Annotated in this window: 12 protein-coding genes; 7 read left to right on the forward strand and 5 right to left on the reverse strand. The window is 36.7% G+C overall.

What is annotated here, in order from left to right:
- Positions 1–62: 62 nt before the first annotated feature.
- A complete protein-coding gene (locus HCX49_RS24845; RefSeq protein WP_132845910.1) occupies positions 63–2,597 on the reverse strand; it encodes an ATP-dependent Clp protease ATP-binding subunit in 2,535 nt (844 codons plus the stop codon).
- 182 nt (positions 2,598–2,779) lie between these two features.
- On the opposite strand from HCX49_RS24845, the gene ettA reads away from it, so the two are divergent.
- From ettA to ccoS, 7 genes are all read left to right on the forward strand, one after another.
- The gene (ettA, locus tag HCX49_RS24850; protein WP_132772298.1) at positions 2,780–4,462 is read left to right on the forward strand and encodes an energy-dependent translational throttle protein EttA; all 1,683 of its coding nucleotides are present in this window, start codon (positions 2,780–2,782) and stop codon (positions 4,460–4,462) included.
- Between the two features lie 3 nt (positions 4,463–4,465).
- Complete coding sequence (locus tag HCX49_RS24855) at positions 4,466–5,656, forward strand: PAS domain-containing sensor histidine kinase (protein WP_132772300.1); 1,191 nt, start codon at positions 4,466–4,468, stop codon at positions 5,654–5,656.
- 6 nt (positions 5,657–5,662) lie between these two features.
- A complete protein-coding gene (locus tag HCX49_RS24860; protein WP_132772302.1) occupies positions 5,663–6,724 on the forward strand; it encodes a response regulator in 1,062 nt (353 codons plus the stop codon).
- 195 nt (positions 6,725–6,919) lie between these two features.
- A complete protein-coding gene (locus tag HCX49_RS24865; protein WP_021190230.1) occupies positions 6,920–7,333 on the forward strand; it encodes a hypothetical protein in 414 nt (137 codons plus the stop codon).
- Between the two features lie 4 nt (positions 7,334–7,337).
- Positions 7,338–8,711, forward strand: coding sequence for an oxygen-independent coproporphyrinogen III oxidase (hemN, locus tag HCX49_RS24870; protein ID WP_168128450.1), 1,374 nt, complete (start codon positions 7,338–7,340; stop codon positions 8,709–8,711).
- Between the two features lie 10 nt (positions 8,712–8,721).
- Entirely contained in the window at positions 8,722–11,109 is a 2,388-nt protein-coding gene (locus HCX49_RS24875) for a heavy metal translocating P-type ATPase (protein ID WP_168128451.1), read from the forward strand.
- Between the two features lie 25 nt (positions 11,110–11,134).
- The gene (ccoS, locus tag HCX49_RS24880; RefSeq protein WP_031288414.1) at positions 11,135–11,314 is read left to right on the forward strand and encodes a cbb3-type cytochrome oxidase assembly protein CcoS; all 180 of its coding nucleotides are present in this window, start codon (positions 11,135–11,137) and stop codon (positions 11,312–11,314) included.
- 2 nt (positions 11,315–11,316) lie between these two features.
- On the opposite strand, the gene HCX49_RS24885 is transcribed toward ccoS, so the two are convergent.
- The 4 genes from HCX49_RS24885 to HCX49_RS24900 all read right to left on the reverse strand — a co-directional run bounded on the left by HCX49_RS24885 (position 11,317) and on the right by HCX49_RS24900 (position 16,487).
- Positions 11,317–12,279 (reverse strand): FAD:protein FMN transferase, encoded by a 963-nt coding sequence (locus HCX49_RS24885; protein WP_046792063.1) that lies wholly within the window; start codon positions 12,277–12,279, stop codon positions 11,317–11,319.
- A gap of 23 nt (positions 12,280–12,302) precedes the next feature.
- The gene (locus HCX49_RS24890; RefSeq protein WP_168128452.1) at positions 12,303–14,486 is read right to left on the reverse strand and encodes a PepSY domain-containing protein; all 2,184 of its coding nucleotides are present in this window, start codon (positions 14,484–14,486) and stop codon (positions 12,303–12,305) included.
- 5 nt (positions 14,487–14,491) lie between these two features.
- Positions 14,492–14,887, reverse strand: a complete 396-nt coding sequence (locus tag HCX49_RS24895; RefSeq protein ID WP_021190236.1) for a DUF2271 domain-containing protein — start codon at positions 14,885–14,887, stop codon at positions 14,492–14,494.
- Between the two features lie 94 nt (positions 14,888–14,981).
- Positions 14,982–16,487, reverse strand: a complete 1,506-nt coding sequence (locus tag HCX49_RS24900) for an ankyrin repeat domain-containing protein (RefSeq protein WP_168128453.1) — start codon at positions 16,485–16,487, stop codon at positions 14,982–14,984.
- Positions 16,488–17,729 lie beyond the last annotated feature (1,242 nt).

Raw genomic sequence — 17,729 nt, forward strand, 5'->3', positions numbered from 1 at the left:
TTAACACTTCTAACAAAAAATGCACCATTTCTGGTGCATTTTCTTAAATAAATCAAATTCTATTAATCTTCTTTTTTATCTGCTGGCTCAATCGGTCTTTCAGAACGATCAGCAGTGACTTCTATTTCTTTAGTTTCAGCGTTTAAATCAACTTTTAAACGATCGCCGGCTTTGACATCACCTTTTAAGATTTCTTCAGCGATTGGATCTTCTAAATATTTCTGAATTGCTCGTTTTAATGGACGGGCTCCAAAATTAGTGTCGTATCCTTTCTCTGCGATAAACTCTTTTGCTGTTTCAGTCAAATCTATTGTGTAACCTAAATCTGTGATTCTACCGAATAGAGATCTCAACTCAATATCAATGATTTTGAAGATATTCTCTTTCGATAACGAATTGAAAACAATCACATCGTCGATACGGTTCAAGAATTCAGGAGCAAAAGCACGTTTCAACGCTGTTTCGATAACAGTTCTTGAATGTGAATCTGCTTGTGTTGTTTTTGCCGCAGTTGTAAAACCAACACCTTGACCAAATTCTTTCAATTGACGTGCTCCGATATTAGAAGTCATGATGATGATGGTATTTCTAAAATCAACTTTACGACCTAAACTATCTGTCAATTGGCCTTCGTCCAACACTTGTAATAACAAGTTGAAAACATCCGGATGTGCTTTTTCAATCTCATCCAATAAGACTACAGCATATGGTTTGCGACGAACTTTTTCTGTTAACTGTCCACCTTCTTCATAGCCAACATATCCTGGAGGCGCTCCCACTAAACGTGATATCGCAAATTTCTCCATATACTCACTCATGTCAATCTGAATCAATGCATCTTCAGAATCAAACATAAAGCGTGCTAACTCTTTTGCCAACTCAGTTTTACCAACACCGGTAGGGCCTAAGAAGATGAATGAACCAATTGGTTTCTTCGGATCTTTAAGACCGGCACGTGTCCGTTGAATAGCTTTCACTAATTTCTGAACAGCATCATCTTGACCGATGATTCTATTTTTCATCAGATCACCCATGTTCAACAGTTTTTGACTGTCTGTCTGGCTAACGCGCTGTACAGGAATCCCTGTCATCATCGAAACAACTTCTGCAACATTATCTTCAGTTACGACATAACGTTTTGCTTTCGTTTCCTCTTCCCATGCTAATTTTTCACGGTCAAGTTCCTCTAACAGTTTTTTCTCAGTATCACGTAGTTTTGCAGCTTCTTCATATTTTTGACTGCGAACAACACGATTTTTCTCCAATTTGATCTCTTCGATTTTCTCTTCGATATCAATGATGGATTGTGGAACATGTATGTTTGTTAAATGCACACGTGAACCAGCTTCATCTAGCGCATCGATAGCTTTATCCGGTAAGAAACGATCGGTAATATAACGAGTCGTTAAACTTACACAAGCTTCGATAGCTTCAGGAGTATAGTTGACATTATGGTGTTCTTCGTATTTTTCTTTAATACGATTTAAAATCTCAATAGTCTCATCACGAGTTGCAGGTTCAATGGTGACGCGTTGAAAACGACGATCCAAAGCTCCATCTTTCTCGATGTACTGACGGTACTCATCTAATGTAGTTGCACCGATACATTGAATCTCACCTCTTGCTAAAGCAGGTTTGAACATGTTGGATGCATCCAATGAACCCGAAGCTCCACCAGCACCTACAATCGTATGAATCTCATCAATGAATAAAATCACATCTGGAGATTTCTCCAATTCGTTCATCACAGCTTTCATACGCTCTTCAAATTGGCCACGGTATTTTGTACCAGCCACTAAAGATGCGAGATCAAGCGTAACGACGCGTTTGTTAAACAGTACACGCGATACTTTACGTTGTACAATACGTAATGCTAATCCTTCTGCAATGGCAGATTTACCAACTCCCGGCTCTCCGATTAACAACGGATTGTTTTTCTTACGACGTGATAAAATCTGAGAAACACGTTCAATTTCTTTTTCACGACCTACAATAGGATCAAGACGACCTTCTTCCGCAGCTTTTGTTAAATCGCGACCAAAGTTATCCAAAACCGGAGTTTTAGATTTAATGTCAGAAACCTTCTTAGGTTGGATGAATTGCTCTTCTTCAGGATAATCGTCATCACCAGTGGACGAACCTGGAGCTTCATCTCGGATAGTTGTTTTATTTTGTTCTACTTCCGCTTTGAAGATATCATAACTCACTTGATATTGTTGTAGTATTTGAGAAGCGATATTATCCTCATCTCTCAAAATAGCTAATAACAAATGCTCTGTTCCTATGATTTCACTTTTAAAAATTTTAGCTTCTAAATATGTGATTTTAAGTACTTTTTCTGCTTGTTTAGTAAGTGGCATATTGCCAATTGGAGCGCGAGATACAGCTGAGCTTTTCACGGCCTCCTCTACAGACTGACGTAAAGCCGCAGTGTCAATTCCGATATTTTTCAAAATCTTAATTGCCATGCCATCACCTTCACGAATCAAACCTAACAACAAGTGTTCTGTGCCAATATAATCGTGACGCAACCTCAAAGCCTCTTCTCTACTGTACGATATGACATCTTTTACGCGCGGTGAAAATTTTGCTTCCATGTAATTTACCTTTCTTTTAATGACCAAGAATGATATAAATGTAATAAATTTACTTTATCAATCCTTAATATTTTAGTAATATTTATCAACAATTAAGCCATGCTATTAAATCGATCAAAATGTCAGTATAAAAGTTTACATTTGTGTGTATTTATTGTCCAAACAAAGAATAATTGATTAGTATGTCAGACGAAAAAATAATCTTTTCAATGGCGGGTGTCAACAAAATCTACCCTCCTCAAAAACAAGTTTTAAAAAATATTTACCTTTCTTTTTTCTACGGTGCAAAGATTGGTGTAATCGGTCTTAACGGTTCCGGAAAATCTTCACTGTTAAAGATAATTGCTGGTTTAGATAAATCTTTTCAAGGTGAAGTAGTTTTCTCACCAGGTTATTCTGTGGGTTATTTAGCGCAGGAACCTATTTTAGATCCGGAAAAAACAGTACTTGAAATTGTTCAAGAAGGTGTTGCCGAGATCACGGGTATTCTAAAAGAGTACGAAGAAATTAATGAAAAATTTGGCTTACCTGAAGTTTATGAAAATGCAGATGAAATGGATAAGCTTTTGGCTAGACAGGGTGAACTTCAGGATATTATTGATGCAACCAATGCTTGGGAAATTGACTCAAAATTAGAACGTGCCATGGATGCTTTACGTTGTCCAGAGCCTGATGCTAAGATTGCCAATTTGTCAGGAGGGGAGCGCCGTCGCGTGGCAATGTGTCGTCTTTTGCTACAAGAACCGGATGTTTTATTATTAGATGAGCCAACCAACCACTTGGATGCTGAGTCTATCGATTGGTTAGAACAACATTTAAAACAATATAAAGGTACAGTTATCGCTGTAACCCACGATCGTTACTTCTTGGATAATGTCGCTGGATGGATTCTGGAATTGGATCGCGGTGAAGGTCTTCCTTGGAAAGGAAACTATTCTTCTTGGTTAGATCAAAAATCTAAACGCTTAGCGCAAGAGGAAAAAACAGAGTCAAAACGTCAAAAAACATTAGAACGTGAATTGGAATGGGTACGTATGGCTCCTAAAGCTAGACATGCCAAATCTAAAGCACGTCTTCATAATTATGAGAAATTAGCTTCAGAGGAAACGAAAGACCGTGAAGAGAAATTAGAATTATTCATTCCACCGGGACCACGCTTAGGTAATGTCGTGATTGAAGCAGATAATATTTCAAAATCTTACGGTGACCGTATCTTATTTGAAAACTTAAGTTTCTCACTTCCTCCTGCAGGTATTGTGGGTATTATTGGTCCCAATGGTGCCGGTAAGACAACTTTGTTCCGCTTGATTACAGGACAGGAACAGCCTGATACGGGGACATTTAAAGTGGGCGAAACGGTAGCTCTTGGTTATGTGGATCAAAACCATGATGACTTGGATCCGGAGAAATCAGTATGGGAAAATATTACCGATGGAAACGAGAATATCATGTTGGGCAACCGCTCATCAAATTCGAGAGCGTATGTTTCAAAATTTAACTTTAATGGAGCAGATCAGCAGAAAAAAGTTGGTGTGTTATCTGGAGGTGAGCGTAACCGTGTACACTTGGCCATTACATTGAAGAAAAGTTCGAACGTACTTCTTCTGGATGAGCCTACCAATGATATTGACGTGAATACTTTACGTGCTTTGGAAGAAGGTTTGGAGAATTTCGGTGGTTGTGCAGTTGTCATTTCCCACGATAGATGGTTCTTAGATCGTATCTGTACGCATATTTTAGCATTTGAAGGTGATTCTCAGGTATATTTCTTCGAAGGGAACTATTCAGAATATGAAGAAAATAGAAAGAAAAGAATTGGCGATGTCACTCCACACCGTCTTAAGTATAAAAAACTAGTGAAATAGTAAATGGATAGTGCGAAGCTTTTAGAAGCAATTATTGATCATGCTATTGATGGAATTATTACGATCGACAATCGGGGATTGATCGAATCTATTAATCCGGCAGCGTCAAGTTTATTTGGTTATTCAGATCATGAAGTTATCGGTAATAATGTTTCGATGTTAATGCCTGAACCGGATCATAGTCGCCATGATAGCTATATTGATAATTATAAAAGAACAGGGCACAAAAAGATAATTGGAATAGGAAGGGAGGTTCTTGGAAGAAAGAAAGATGGAACCACCTTTCCTTTTCGTTTGGCAGTGAGTGAGGTGTGGTATAAAAATAGAAATATTTTTACTGGCTTTATTCATGATCTTACAAGAGAAAAAGCCGCGGAAAACCGATTGAAAAAACATGCTGTCGAGCTTGAACAGAAAGTGAGCGAAAGAACGAAAGATTTGATTATGCTTGTTTCGGAACTGGAGAAAACAAAGGCTGAAGTTTCGAAATCGCTTGAGAAGGAGAAAGAACTTGGTCAGCTAAAATCGCGATTTGTTTCCATGGCTTCGCATGAATTTAGAACTCCCTTGAGCTCTGTACAGTTATCAGCTTCATTGATCGATAAGTATATTGAAAAACCAGATTTTGCAAGTGTATTGAAACACACCGGTAAAATTAAGAGCTCTGTTCAATTGCTAACAAGCATCTTAAATGATTTTCTATCACTGGAAAAGTTGGAAGCAGGTGTTGTTACGGTCAATAAGCAAATGATCAATGTGGTTGGATTAGCAGAAGAAATTACCGAAGAGATGCAATTGATCTGTAAAAAGAATCAACATATTGTTTATCAGCACACAGGTGAGGTTGGACTGTTTATGATGGATTCTAATTTACTTAAAAATACGGTGGTTAATTTGATTTCAAACGCCATAAAATATTCTGGTGAAGATACCTTCATTGAGTTTAATACTATAATCGAGGATAATATTTGCATCATCACAGTCCGTGATAATGGAATAGGAATTCCGGAGGAAGATCAGATCAATTTATTTGAACCGTTTTTTAGAGCTCATAATACAGGCAATATACCAGGTACAGGTCTAGGGTTGAACATTGTAAAGCGCTATGTTCATCTTATGGACGGATTATTGGAATACAAATCTGCTATCAACGAAGGAGCTTTTTTTAAGATGATATTTACCCAAAATAAATAATTGTAGGTGGAAAAGAAGACAATATTAATTATAGAGGATAATACAGATATACGGGAAGGAACGACAGAGATTTTGGAGTTAACAGGACGTTATCATGTACTTGCAGCGGAAAATGGCCGTGATGGTGTTGATTTAGCAACAACTCATTTGCCCGATTTAATTCTCTGTGATATTATGATGCCTGAGTTAGATGGCTATGGCGTTTTATATATTCTAAGTAAGAACGAAGAAACGGCACACATACCTTTTATTTTCCTTACGGCTAAAGTTGAACGGTCTGATATGCGAAAAGCAATGGAGCTAGGAGCAGATGATTATTTAACAAAACCTTTTGATGATGTTGAGTTGTTAAATGCCATTGATGTGCGCTTTAAAAAGCGGGGACAGATAGGCGAGGCCATAACAGTTAAAAACTCCTTGTATTTAAGTCCTGAAGAACAAGATTTTTTGTTGAAAGAACTCATTGAAAAATCTCGTGTTAAAGTATTCAAAAAGAAACAAAGTATTTACGAAGAGGGTGATGTACCCGTATTCGTCTATTTTGTGTTGAGTGGACAGGTCCGCAGTTTTCTATGTTATAATGATGGACGGGAGCTTTCGACAGATATTCAGATTGCAGGTACATATATAGGCTATGAAGCGATGCTGTTGAACGAAAATTATTCTGATAATGTTGAAGCTATTGAAAAATCGGAAATAGCACTGATCAGTAAAGAAGACTTTTTTGAATTAATTTATCGCAAACCACTGATTGCAGGTAAATTTATCCAGTTGCTATCGGGAAATATTAGAGAGAAAGAAGAGCAATTGTTGGGATTTGCTTATGATACAGTACGTAAACGTATTGCCAATGCATTAATTAGTGTCGCTGAGAAAACGGTGAATACAGCAATTGAAGATGAATGTGTTATTCAAATATCAAGAGAGGGAATCGCAACAATTGCAGGTACTGCAAATGAAACGATCTCACGTGTTTTAGCCGATTTTAGAGAGGAAAATTTAATTGCAAAAGAGAAAAGTGCCATTCGTATTTTCTCAGTTAAAAAACTTCGTAAGGTAAAGCAATAAGGTCTTTTATTACCACGATATTTTGATCAGAAGGGTCGCATCCAGTAAGGATGCGACCCTTTTTCGTTTTCAGAGCATTTTTAAGCTTAAAAATGTGACGTAGATCACTTTTTAAGCTGATGAACTTCATGTGTAAGTATTTGAAGACTATTTACTTTTGTTCTAGTTCGGATTTAGAATATCAAAAAAGATAGCATGAAAGTAGTTGTTTACAGTATTCAGACCTATGAAAAGGAGTTATTAGCATTAGCTAATGGTAAAATGCATGATTTGACATTAATTTCTAATGGGCTAAATGAAGAAACAAAAGTTTATGCTACAGGGAAAGATGTTGTTGTGATTTCGGCACAGGATATTCTAGAAGCTTCCATGCTCCGAGTGTTAAAAGATATGGGTGTAGGCCGTATTCTGACACGTACTTTAGGGACAGAACACATCGACTTAGTTGAAGCCGGAAAGTTGGATATACAAGTTGCTAATACACCTTATGAGGACCAAAGTCCAAAAGGTATTGCCGAACAGACAATTCGCAATTTGAATTTGTGGGGTGCTGGCAAATGTGTGGGCACTGCTTGTTGTTGTTTAAAAGTATGTCCTGTAAAATTATAATCTCATGAATTCGAACAATGGAATAGATTTGCAGTCTTTAGTACGGAAGTACAATGTTGCAGCCCCTAGATATACGAGTTACCCAACTGTTCCATTTTGGAATAGCGACCAATTCTCTGAGAAGGAATGGTCTAGTCGCGTATATCATACCTATCAAAAATCAAAAAAAGCAGGGATAAGCCTCTATATTCATTTGCCATTCTGTGAAAGTCTGTGCACATATTGTGGTTGCAATACCCGAATTACGAAAAATCATAAAGTTGAAATACCTTATATCGACAGTTTGCTAAAAGAGTGGGGGATGTACACAGCAATATTAAAGGAAGGTGCGCCTTTGATTTCTGAAATTCACCTTGGTGGTGGAACCCCTACCTTTTTTGCTCCAGAGAATTTAGCAAAATTACTGGCGGGTATTTTATCGAAAGCTCAGGTCGCAGACGATGCATCATTTTCTTTCGAAGCACATCCTGGCAATACGACTTATGAACACTTAGCCGATTTATATCAGTTGGGATTTCGAAGATTAAGCTTGGGAATTCAGGATTTCGATCCGCTTGTGCAGTTTACTATAAATAGAAAGCAGGATGTGGAAGATGTACGCCGCGTTATGCAAGAAGCTCGTGCTATCGGATATACTTCTATTAATTTTGATCTGATTTACGGACTGCCCAAACAAAGTTTGAAAACAATAACAGAAACGATCAAAGAATCGCTGTTGCTTGATCCGGATCGTATTTCTTTTTATAGCTATGCGCACGTGCCATGGTTAAAGCCTGGACAGCGTCATTACACTGAATTAGACTTACCTCAAGGTGAAGAAAAGCTTGCGCTTTATACACTGGGAAAGCAATTTATTCAAGATGCCGGATATAGAGATGTTGGAATGGATCACTTTGCTAAACCTGGCGATGAATTGTTTATTGCATTTCAACAGCAAAGGCTTCATCGCAATTTTATGGGATATGCAGATCGTTATCGTCCTTTATTGATTGGTCTCGGAGTATCTTCTATCAGTGATTCGTGGGATGCTTTTGCACAAAATGTTAAAAGTGTGGAGGAATATCAAAAGATGATTGAAAACAATCGGTTGCCGGTTGTGAAAGGGCATTTACTTGATGACGAAGATCTGATTATTAGACGCAACATTTTAGATCTGATGTGTAAAGGAGAAACAAACTTAGCGGTTGGTTTGTTTGAAAATGAGTCTATTATAAAGCGTTTAGAAAAAATGGTAGAAGAGGGTTTGGTTCTTATTCATGAGGATCGTGTTCTTATAACCCAATTAGGAAGATCTTTTCTACGCAATATCTGTATGGCTTTTGATCTGAAATTACAAAACTCCAAAAACGAAAAAGAATTATTTAGTCAAGCTATTTAAATAATCTGTAATGGTGGATATCAAACAAACTCAAATAGACCAGCATTGTTTTCATTGTGGTGATGCAGTTGTCTCCAGTGGCTATCAATTTGATAACCATGATTTCTGCTGTTTAGGCTGCCAAACAGTATACCAGATTTTACATGATAATAATATGCAAAGTTATTATCGCTATAACCAGCATCCAGGAAAATCAAACCTTGATAAAACTGCTGATTTGTCTTATTTGGATGAAGCTATTATTACCGATAAACTGATTGACTATAAAGATGAGCAGATCACGATCATAACATTTTACATTCCTGTAATTCACTGTAGCTCTTGTATCTGGTTATTAGAGAACCTGTATAGATTAAACCCAAATGTACTTGTCTCGAAAGTTGATTTCATGAAAAGACAAGCAAGTATCACATTTAAGCATACGGAATTATCACTCCGTGATCTTGTACAGTTACTGCGAAGTATCGGTTATGAACCAAAGATTACCTTGCAGGATGTGGTTAAGGCGGGCAAAAAAATTAATGCTAATCCATTGATAGCAAAAATAGCGGTAGCAGGTTTTTGTTTTGGAAATTCGATGATGTTGAGCTTCCCTGAATACTTTGGACTGGCAGGTTTTGAAAAAAACTATTCGGTGTTTTTTGGGTATGCAAATCTTTTATTTACACTGCCTGTTTTACTGTATAGTGCTTCAGATTATTTTAAATCGGCATTTTTAAGTATCCGTCAAAAAAGACTGAACTTAGATGTACCATTGGCATTGGGAATATTTATCTTATTTGTACGTACCGCATATGAAGTGATCTCGCAGACCGGGGCTGGCTTTGGGGATACACTTTGTAGTTTGGTCTTTTTTATATTGATTGGGAAATGGGTTCAGGAAAGAACATATTATCACATTTCTTTTGAACGTGATTATAGAAGTTATTTTCCTGTAGCTGTAACAACGATACACGATGAAAAGGAAAAACCGATTCAGCTGGCCGATTTAAAAGTTGGGGATCGGATTTTAGTCCGAAATAATGAAATCATACCAGCAGATGCGGTGTTGCTCCGCGGGGATGCCTGTATAGATTTTAGCTTTGTGACTGGAGAGTCAAAACCTGTGACTAAAACACTAGGCGAAGTGATTTATGCTGGAGGACGTCAAATGGCTGAAGCGATTGAGCTTGAAGTGGTCAAATCGGTTTCGCAGTCTTATTTAACCAAGCTTTGGAATAATGAAAATTTTAAACAATATGATAAACAGTTTCAGACATTTATAAGTTATATCAGTAAATATTTTACGGTTGCTTTATTGGTTATTGCCCTATCTGCAACAGTTTTTTGGATGATGGACGCAGATACCGATAAAGCTTGGGGTGCATTTACAGCAGTATTGATCATCGCCTGCCCTTGTGCTTTAGCATTGAGTTCTCCATTTACATTGTCTGCAGCTTTAAGTGTATTTGACCGAAACAAATTCTACGTTAAAAACACAGATGCCATTGAGCAGATGGCATCAATTGACACGATAATATTTGATAAAACAGGGACAATCTCGTCACCTACTGTTAATGGAATTGTTTTTGACGGATATTTAACAGAAGAAGAAAAAATATTGGTGTATTCTTCTTGTCGAAATTCAAGTCATCCATTGAGCCGGGAGATTGTAAAATGGTTAGAAGGAGTAGATGCTGTACCGGTTAATCGGTATGAAGAAAAAATTGGAGAAGGGTCAGTAACTCATATTGGCCAATATACAATCAAGATCGGTAGTGCCCGTTTTGTAGATGTGCCTACTAGAGCAGCAGAAGCTTCTTATGTATTTGTTTCTATTAATGGTGAAGTAAAGGGTAGTTTTGCAATGGAACAGTCCTGGCGTGCCGGGCTTTCCGGTATTATTCATGATTTAAAACATTATGATCTTCACTTGATATCGGGCGATAATGATCGAAAAAAAGATTTATTAAAGGAGATTTTTCCTTCAACAACACGATTGCTGTTTAATCAATCTCCACAGAATAAATTGGATATTATCAATTTATTCAAAGAGAATGGACATCGTGTCTGTATGGTAGGAGATGGGCTTAATGATGCTGGAGCGCTGAAAACTGCCGATCTAGGGATCGCGGTCAGTGATGATATCAATAATTTTTCTCCAGGTTGTGATGCAATCTTGGATGGCGAATCTTTTGATAAATTACCTAAGTTTTTTGCTTTTAGTAAAGATGCAGTCCGTGTTATTCACTTAAGTTTCTGTATCTCTATTTTTTATAATGTGATTGGACTGAGTTTTGCTGTTCAAGGAGAAATGTCTCCCTTGTTTGCAGCAATACTGATGCCTATAAGTACGGTAACGATTATATCATTCACCAGTATTTTGACAAGATGGTTTGCAAAAAGAAGGGGATTATAGAAGATTTTTATATTAAAATAGTGTTATGAGTATCATCTTTATGTTGATTGGCTGTAGTGTATTTGTTGCGTTATTGTTTTTAGGTGCTTTTTTTTGGGCTAATAAAACGGGACAAAATGATGATACCTATACGCCTTCTGTTCGAATCCTGTTTGACGATGATGTGGAAGAAATTGAACCGGAACCAGAAAAGAAGAAGCGCTAGGTTTATCTTTGGCTTTTTATAACAGTTCCGTTGTCAGTTATCAGAAGATAATGATAGAGGGGAAATCTTTTTGCTAATAAAATACCTTCTTCTTGACCTAGAACCATAATCGAGGTGCTTAGAGCATTCGCAAACTCAGCAGAAGGGCCGTAGATCGTAACACTGGTCAGTCCAGTAGAAGGATAGCCAGTTTTAGGGTTGATGATATGTGCATATCGTCTGTTGTCAATTTCAGCATACTTCTCATAATTGCCCGATGTCGCAACAGAATTTTCCTGCATTTTTAATATTTTAATCGTTTTATAAGCTTTGAAAGGGTTTTTTATGCCTATTAACCAAGGCTTATTATTTGGTTGAAGCCCCCAGGTCGATAGATCTCCGGATGCATTAACGATGCCAGCTAAAACATATTTTTCTTGCATCAAAGCTCTTCCACGATCTGCCGCATAACCTTTTCCAATTGATCCAAAACCTATTTTCATACCCGGGAGTGCTAAGTAAATACTGCAATTGACACTATCTAAGATAATATGCTGATAACCCACTTTTTCAACTGACTTACGAATAGCTTCTTCCGTAGGTAATTCGGTCATACTGCCATCAAATTTCCAGATTTTGTCTAAAGCAACAATACTGATATCAAAAGCTCCATTTGAATTGCGGGAATACGCGATTGCTCTTTTGGTCAGATCAAAAACTTCACGATCTACTTTTACAGGTTTAATACCTGCATTGCGGTTTACTTCCGAAATCTGGGTTTCCGGTCTCCATTCTGAAATCAGATTCTCAATACGTGTAACCTCTGCTATTACAAGATCAATATGATTTCGGGCAGATGCGGTATCCCGGTCTACAATAGTGATTTCAAAGACAGAGCCCATTAAAGTCACTTGCTTTTTTTGTAATACCTGTGCCTGACTAAGCGTTATAATAAATAGGAAGGTGACCGTACAAAGAAGTCTCATGAGCAGTAGTATTGATTTGTCTTTTAATAACAATCGGTTAGAATCTGTTTCTTCTCCTTATAATAAAGCAGTGCTTTACCTTTTTGCGATAGGGTCATTTCTTCAAGGACCTTTTCGACGTCACGTTGCATTTGAAGCGATCCACAGATCATAATGACACCGTCATTCTCTAAATGTTCTACAAATAGTTGTACGTCATGTTTGATTAGATCCATCACATATTGTGCTGTTGATTCTCTTGAATATGCAAACTGATAGGCTGTTAAATGTTTTTTTATAATTTCCTCTTGTGCAAATTGTTGATAGCGCTGTGTGAGTGTATTGTTGTATCTAAAACCAGCATATAAACGAAGAGGTGTTTTTACATTGTTTTGAATCATACCTAAAAAAGGTGCAATTCCTGTTCCGTTTGCAATCATAATAACAGCAGGAGCTTTAGGAAAGTGGAAGTCAGGATTCGTCATCACCCGGGCATCAATATGGTCATTTTCCTTTAATTCATATAGAAAATTTGATCCCAATCCATTGGGATGCAGCTTAACTTCCAGTTGAATCGTTCCATTATTTTCACCAATGGAATAAAAGCGTTCCCTATTATCATGTGCAGGATATATCGCTAAAAGATCGCCCGATTGAAATTTTAACTTTCTGAGAGGTTTAAATACAACAGTGAATGTCGAGTGATCTTGGCTTGTTTTTTTAACAACCTGAAGTTGCTGCAGATTGGCAACTTTTGACTGGTATAAAGATGGAGCAGTAGCTAGAGCAATGCACGATTTTTCACTCCAGTGATGTACCCAATTTGTAAATTCATGAGCAGATCGATCATTAATTTTATGAAGATCTAAGAAGCGGGTAGCCCATTCTTTGGTCGCAAGAAGTTTATCTATATGTTCTGCGTAGGCACAATAATCTGGGTAAGCTTTCGATCCGAATCCAATTACACTGTATTGGACTGTCTGTTCTTGAGGAAATTTCTCAAGTAGCTCTTCAAAATTTGATGCTCCAGTCGGTGCTGTCCCGATCCCATATGTCGAAGTGAATATTAAAATATGTGTCGCATTTGGATAGTTTTGGTATTGGTTCATCGCTGTAACAAACGAACATTTACCATCTGCCAGTAGTTGCTTATGAATCTGATTTGCAAAAAATAAAGTACTGCCATTTTCTGAGCCAACTAAAATAATAAATTCAGCTTCGTTGGCTTTATATTTATTTTTAATCTTAGTTTTTGTTCTTCGGAATGTGATGACAAAGCCAGTATAAATAAAGAATACAATGTTTAAAGAAGCAAGACCTAGAATAATAGCCCAAATCACATTTGTTCGGCCTGTATGGATATCGAGACTTAATTTCTCTAGTGCTGAAGTATAAGGATATTTTGTTTCTTTAACGATTTCGCCATTAAACTGATTAACTGTAACAGCACGATCCTTAAATTTGATCGTGTAAAATTCTTCAGGATCATCATCCATGAAAGGAAATTCAATCTTTTCAATTGTACCTAAAGTGTGCTGTTGAAAAATCGCAAATTCCTTGAAATCCTTTTGATTCTCAGTTTGCGTATCCTGATGTTCAAGCTCTTCGTTCGATTTCTTGATCAGTTCCATTCGTGCCATAAATAAATATGTGCCTGATAAAGCAATGATCAAAATAGGAATGAGGAACAATCGTCCACTGACAACATGAAAATATTGAGCAAAAAAATCACGGTTTATTTTAGAAAAGAAATTGCGAAGACCCTGCTGACGTTTAAGGATCAAGATGAGTCCACTAATGGTAATCAATAGCAATATGAAGGAAACCAGGCCGACTAATATACGTCCTGTTTCGTGTAGAAATAAGGAACGGTGTAAGGCGGTTGTCCACTGGATGAACTGGCTTTTGGGTTTGATTTCACCTAATACTTTCCCTGTGGTCGGATTGATATAAGCTTTAATGGTATTACCCTCTTCATCTAAAGCATCTATACTGACAAATTGATTGTGATCGACTGCTATTTCAATGATTTCAGGGTAAACCTTGCGCAAGGCCGTTATGGATTGCGCAAGGGTTATGGTATTGGAATCTTCTGCTCGGTATGCTTGTGTTTTTTCGTTAACTGCATCTATCGCCAATATAATTCCTGTTACGGAAAGTATGAGTAAAAATAGGGATGATACGATCGCAAGAGCTAAATGTGCATACCTCCATATGGATAAGGTCATTTTAATTATTGAACTTTACTTAATTTTACAAATTTAATATATCCTTTGCCGCTAGCACGCTCCGCTAATGCTTCTGTTGTCAAGGGAATTTCTACGTCAGTGACATGATACTTTTGTTCTTCAACAGCCGATTCGAAACGTAATTTATAACCTTTGTTCAATTTTGTATCGTCAATTTCTATTGTTCTCATTGCACGGTCACCACCACCAACAGAGGCACCTGTAATTGCACTAAGTTTGTTGTTGGATTTTGTTTGAAACTTATGCCATTCTTTAAGCGTATTATACCATTGTTTATCCGGGCCTAATACAGAAAGCGTTTTTTCGTAAGCGCCTTTTGGATTGATTAATGATATAATGATATATGCTCCCTCACCCTCATAGCTATTCATTTGAATCATGCACTTGAATTTACTTGATTGTGCAAATGAATTTGAGCTAAATAGTGTAATAAGAAATATAAGTACAGTAAATTTTAAAGAGGTTTTCATGCCGTTATTTTAAGAAATCGATAGATACATTATTTTTTGCTAAAAAGTCATTTTCCTTTGCAATGTCGTAAGCTGTTTCATCAAGTGATGTTAGCAGGTCTTTTTTAGCACCGATTGAAATCAATTCTTTAAGAATAGTATCATCTTTTGCTATTAAAGCCGCTTTATGTAAAGCGCTCATGCCATCATTGTCCTGAGCATTAATATCAGTTCCTAAGGCAGCGACTCTTTTAATAAGGTTTATGTTCTCTTTTGCAACAGCTAAGTGTAATAAAGAGCTTTTATTTTTTTGAAGATCAGTGACTGTTAAGCCATTATTCTTTAATAAGGTTAATTTTTCTTCAAAACTATCTCCTTGTGGATTGCGTTGCTGGCCACCTTGTGTTTGAGGATTAGGTTCTGTGTATGAATTTAACCAATAATAAGCAAGATTGTTTCCATCTTTATTCAGCACTTTGATGTCAGCACCATTTTTAAGTAATAAAGCTGCTACTTCTGAAGAGCCATTTGCAATTGCTTTTGTCAATGCAGATTCTCCTTTATCATTTACAGCGTTAATATTTGTTGTTTTTGATAATAGAAGCTCGACCAACTTCGCATCTTTACCGGCAGCTGCGACCATAAGTACGGTATTTCCTTCATTGTCAGCTTTGTTGATCGCAACGTCCTTTGCCAGGAAATAGTTGATTACTTCCATATTGGGTCTACGTACTAATGGATGTAGAATTGTAGCACCATCTTTATTTGTTGCTTTTGGATCTAACTTTAGAGTTTCTACCAAGTATTTATATGTTTCAATACCATTAGTAACCTGTCTAGATCCTTGAGTAGCGAAGAAAAGAGCATTATTTGTTGGTTTAACGCCTCTTTTTATCAGTTTTTCGATAAGTTCAATATGACCAAGTTTAGCCGCATAGTCGACTGCAGTACGTCCAAAGTTATCCTTATCTGTTAGCGATAACCCTTTCGATACAAAATAATCAGTAATGCTTAAATCATTATCTGATGCGACTGACAATAAAAGTAAGGTCGCCCCATCTTCATATTTTTGCTTTGGATCTACCCCTGCTTTGAATAGAAGATCATAAACAGCTGTATTTTTGTTCCCTGTTGATGCCGCATAGGCTGCAATAGGAAAGCCATGACTATCTTGATAATTGACGTCGGAACCTTTAGCTATTAAATATTTGACAAGCTCAAGATTTCCTGTAGAAGCAGCCCAATGTAAATAACTGCGGCTATGGTGTGTTTTTTTAGTAACACTATTTCCTTCTTGTTCAATTAGATATTCGATAATATCATTAGGAGCTTTATTTAAAATAGCGGTAGTAACAGGATCGAATGAAGCCGCATTTGGTTTTGAAGGGCTATTTCCTTTTGCGATTTCAGTTTTAACAGTAGCTAAATTTGGCGAACCTTTCCAAAAATCCGCATTCATCAAGGTATTGTTATTTTGGGCTTTTCCGTATAAAGCCGATAGTAATAAAGCTGCTAGAAAAATCTTTTTCATGTTATGATTGGAATATCTTGAGTTTGGAATTTATTTATACTAAATCTAAATAGAAGGCAAATCTATTAAATTTAATTATAGAAAAAAAATATTATTTATTGAAAATTACACTATTTAAAGGCATTGCAGTGATTATGTTAAAATAATGCTTCATAATCTCATTTTTTACATTTAGCTTTTACTGCTTTTTTGCAAAAGCAGTTTTGATATATGAGAAATTTGGAGCATTAAAATGAATTTGATTACTGCCATTAAGCTTCTTCCTTTTGGTAATTTTTAGTAATTAGCCCCCTCTCTTGTTTGAATTTGAAATTTATCAAACTTCTATAGTTTGTGTTGTTAAGAAGAGTAGGATATCATACTATTAGGATTGCAGTATTATAGAGTAAGGAAATTTAGTCACACTGGTATGAATATAAGATAGGTCAATAAACCAATAGAATCTCGAGAAAACTACCGCTGTTATCAGGATGATACCATATTATAAGCAACTGGGTATCTTATTCTAGTATAATAGAGATATAACAGGGGGATAAGAGGGGGTTTATAGGGGGGTAGTAGGGGTAAAACCCTATAAACCCCCTATGAAATCCCAATAATCTCTGTATAAATCCCGTCTTAAGTAATAATCAGGTCCCTATCAGGTTATAATATGCCTTATTCCGGACTATTCCAACGAGGATAGCTTGACTATATTAAGACAACAAATTCTCTGAACCCCTTTTGTCGTATATACTATATAGTATAAAGTAAAGATGTCGGCCCTGCGGGCAGCATGAATAGGCATGAATCACCTTATCAGCTATAGTAATAGTAATAGTAATAGTAATAGTAATAGTAATAGTAATAGTAATAGTAATAGTGTCGATGATTCTGCTGTACCGAAAAAGATATAATTTCTGCAGACCATTTCCTAAAAGTATACGGTATCCATAAAAGACGGCCCAGGACGAACAGTTCCCCCGTATACGCTTTTTTACTGTTTAAAGTCAGGATTGTCCGTTTCTCCGTCCCTGTAATAGGTTATAGGTAAATTTATCCGCCACGTTATAAGCCCTTTACCGGTTTATGGTAAACTATTTCTCGAAAAGATTAGGAAGTGATTATAAAAAGTCGCTATCTTTGCACCACTCCGCAAGGGAGGAACGGCTGATCCGAAAGGTGAGGCACTGAAAAAAGAAGGGTTTAATTCAGGTTAAACGCAGAAACAGCAGGAAAACAAAAAAAATAAATTTTCACATT

The organism is Sphingobacterium sp. B16(2022) (genome assembly GCF_012030425.1).
In the GTDB taxonomy this organism is placed as follows: domain Bacteria; phylum Bacteroidota; class Bacteroidia; order Sphingobacteriales; family Sphingobacteriaceae; genus Sphingobacterium; species Sphingobacterium anhuiense.